5 protein-coding genes are annotated in these 2,842 nt (G+C 43.1%); 2 read left to right on the forward strand and 3 right to left on the reverse strand.

Annotated features, from left to right (window positions below; genetic code table 11):
* Nucleotides 1–301 precede the first annotated feature (301 nt).
* A complete protein-coding gene (gene gmk, locus FFR48_RS26830) occupies nucleotides 302–898 on the forward strand; it encodes a guanylate kinase (protein WP_137669456.1) in 597 nt (198 codons plus the stop codon).
* A gap of 70 nt (nucleotides 899–968) precedes the next feature.
* Here the strand turns inward: gmk and FFR48_RS26835 are convergent, their stop codons facing one another.
* The 3 genes from FFR48_RS26835 to FFR48_RS26845 all read right to left on the reverse strand — a co-directional run bounded on the left by FFR48_RS26835 (nucleotide 969) and on the right by FFR48_RS26845 (nucleotide 2,303).
* On the reverse strand, nucleotides 969–1,490 hold the full coding sequence (locus FFR48_RS26835; protein ID WP_137669457.1) for a photosystem I reaction center protein subunit XI: 522 nt from the start codon (nucleotides 1,488–1,490) through the stop codon (nucleotides 969–971).
* A gap of 128 nt (nucleotides 1,491–1,618) precedes the next feature.
* Nucleotides 1,619–1,768 carry a photosystem I reaction center subunit IX gene (psaJ, locus tag FFR48_RS26840; RefSeq protein ID WP_096565856.1) on the reverse strand — a complete coding sequence of 50 codons (150 nt, stop codon included), beginning with the start codon at nucleotides 1,766–1,768 and terminating at the stop codon, nucleotides 1,619–1,621.
* Nucleotides 1,769–1,808: 40 nt separating this feature from the next.
* Entirely contained in the window at nucleotides 1,809–2,303 is a 495-nt protein-coding gene (locus FFR48_RS26845) for a Photosystem I reaction center subunit III (protein ID WP_096565858.1), read from the reverse strand.
* Between the two features lie 197 nt (nucleotides 2,304–2,500).
* Here FFR48_RS26845 and FFR48_RS26850 point away from each other — a divergent pair, with 197 nt between their 5' ends.
* Nucleotides 2,501–2,668 (forward strand): hypothetical protein, encoded by a 168-nt coding sequence (locus FFR48_RS26850; RefSeq protein WP_162501983.1) that lies wholly within the window; start codon nucleotides 2,501–2,503, stop codon nucleotides 2,666–2,668.
* The last annotated feature ends 174 nt before the right edge of the window (nucleotides 2,669–2,842 follow it).

The raw sequence follows: 2,842 nt of genomic DNA on the forward strand, positions 1-2,842 counted from the left end.
AAAAAGTGTGCATTTTTTGGGATTTCAAGAGATGGCAAAGAAATTTTCAAATCTCCTCCTGACTCCTGACTCCTGACTCCTGACTCCTATGCCCTCACGGAAAGACTTTCTCAGCAACCCCTAATTATAGGTGGGGCTGTCAACCCCTCCTATTTATGCTATATCGACGCTAGGATATCAATTAGACAAGTTTTCTGTCACTGGTGCTACAATTCTAATTCTTTAGTCTTAGCTTGCTCTCACAACAAAGCATAAGACTAATGAATAACGTTTATTGATGAATTCAGAAGTTGAAGGGATAATGCAAGTCTTACCCATACCTAGTGGTGCTACTACCCCAGAAAGTCCGTCTTTGGGCAAACTGATTGTTTTAACTGGTCCGAGTGGAGTTGGCAAAGGAACTTTGATGCAAAAGCTCCTCCAACTTCATCCAGAGCTTTATTATTCAGTATCTGCCACGACTCGTTCTCCCCGTCCAGGAGAAATTAATGGCCAAAATTATTACTTTATCACCCGCAGCCAGTTTGAAAAATTAGTTGCTCAAGGGGAATTTTTGGAATGGGCGGAATTTGCTGGTAACTATTACGGAACTCCCCGTGCAGCGGTGCTTGAGCAAATTCAGTCTGGTAAATTAGTGATACTAGAAATTGAATTGGAAGGGGCAAGACAAATTAGAACTTCCTACCCTAACGCACTGAGTATTTTTATACTACCGCCTTCATTTTCAGAACTAGAGAAACGGATACGGGGAAGAGGACAAGATTCTCAAGAGGCGATCGCCCGTCGTCTAAATCGCGCCCAAGAGGAAATAGAAGCAGCAGCAGAATTTGATATTCAAATTGTCAATGATGATTTGGAAACTGCTTTAAATCAAATTGAAGCTGTTTTATTTGAGTAATAGGTAATAGGTAATTGGCAAAAATGATTAACAATTACCAATCACCAATTACCCATTACCACAGATTAAATTAACCGATTAAACCTTGGATCAGTCCAGAGTTGACAGTCAAAAAGAAAGCAACTACAGCACCACCAATACCACCAATTAAGAAAGCACTAGCGAAGTTATTCCAGCTTTCTTTGGAGTTAAAAGCATCCATTGGAGGGTTAGGTACAGTCACACTGGGAAGTGCTGATGCTGGATTGCTATTAGCATACAAGGATAAACAAGCTGTAAGAATTACAACCAAGCCAATACTACCCAATAAACCAGCTAAGTTAGCGTTAGCAGCATCTCGCAGAGGACCTAACTTATTAAAAGGTCCAAAGAGCAAGTAACCATGAGCCATACCTACTTCCAGCCCGCGTCTAAAAGGATTTAGTCCAGGACGATAAGCGGGTAAGTTACCAATAAACCACTTAACCAGGGGAGAAGAATTAACTGGGGTTTCCAAGTTTCCATCTTGAGGATTACCGCCAGCTGCTCTTACAGTTTCCCGATTTCTGGGATCACTGGAGAGATTTTTGGATGCGTTTACTGCTTGTGCCATATTTTATGTTGCCTCAAAATTCAAGCTTCAAAATTCAAAAGGGGTGGCATTGATTCAGTTATCAGTAAACAGCAATCAGATTTGATGTATTTACTGGGTACTGTTTACTGATATCAACCCGTTTTACCCTATGGTAGAGGGTGGAAAAGTAGGTCAGGGAAGAAGCGGTTAAATTCGATCAAAATGCCCGCTGTAATGGTCAGCCAGATGGTAGCGGCTACAGGTGCTGTAGAAATGAACTTAATCAAATAGGATGATTGTTCGCCTTTGTCAGCCATGAATTTAGTCTCCAAAAACAAGTGAATGAGAGCAGATGAATTAGCGTGGAGAAATAGTGATTTCTGAATCCTTAGCGGTTAATTCACCAGAGAGAAATTCTTTGATTGCAGCTGCTGGCCAAGCAAACCCAGTAGCAATGATGGGTAGTGCTAAACCCAAATCAATTTGGATTTCTTTTTGCTCAGTATCAGATTCCTTTTTGATCGCTTGTAAGTAAGCGCGGCCAACCCAGCCGATCCAACCAGCGATATACAGGAAGAGAATGCTGGGGATTAAAAAGTCTCCAGCCCGATCCAAGCGACCATCAACAATCAAGTGAGGATAGCCTTCAGGACCACATAAAGCCTGAGAATAGCGTTCAAACCGCTTTTTACCAGATTCAGGGTCAGCGGTGGTATTACGGGCATTTAGGGCAAGCTCTTGAAAAGCGGGAGAATCTTTACAGGGAACAAGGTTAGCGCCCAGAGCATTAGCTGAGGGGGCAAAATTGAACCAAAGACCAATCGCTAAAATCAAAGCAAACAATCGTCTCATTGAGTTGTTTCCTTTTATTACAAAACAAGAAGTTTTTTGTACAACACGAAGCGGCTTGTACAATGTTTAATTTGGATAACTAGCAAGTCATCATACTCTTGGCTGGGAATCGAGTAAAGTTTAAGTAAATAAAAGTTAAAGCTTCGCAACCAAAAGTAAGGTTTGGTGATTGGTGATTGGTGATTGGTGATTGGTGATTGGGAAAAATAGTCTCCCCTGTACCCTGCACCCCTTGCCTCTTTCTAGTCACCAGTCCCCAGTCACCAGTCCCCAGTCCCCAGTCCCCAGTCACCAATCCCCAGTCCCCAGTCCCCAATCTCCAGTCCCCAATCCCCCATCTCCAGACACCCTTCACGCATCACTAATGCCTCGTCACTCGTCACTCACCACCCGACACCCGTCAGCACTCCTCCATCAGCCGTCCGCCTCGACGCATCACGACACAACATCAACTCGTCACTTAGAAACATGCAACATGCAAGAATGACTACGGAACACGTAGATAGGAATGAGCACTAAGAATGGTGGACGAGTGCATC

Source organism: Sphaerospermopsis reniformis, assembly GCF_005402885.1.
Lineage (GTDB): Bacteria > Cyanobacteriota > Cyanobacteriia > Cyanobacteriales > Nostocaceae > Sphaerospermopsis > Sphaerospermopsis kisseleviana.

Bases quoted from the DNA above. Each gene is read 5' to 3' on its own strand.
- FFR48_RS26845 (WP_096565858.1), bottom strand. From the start codon at position 2,303: ATGAGACGATTGTTTGCTTTGATTTTAGCGATTGGTCTTTGGTTCAAT.
- gmk (WP_137669456.1), top strand. From the start codon at position 302: ATGCAAGTCTTACCCATACCTAGTGGTGCTACTACCCCAGAAAGTCCG.
- FFR48_RS26835 (WP_137669457.1), bottom strand. From the start codon at position 1,490: ATGGCACAAGCAGTAAACGCATCCAAAAATCTCTCCAGTGATCCCAGA.
- psaJ (WP_096565856.1), bottom strand. From the start codon at position 1,768: ATGGCTGACAAAGGCGAACAATCATCCTATTTGATTAAGTTCATTTCT.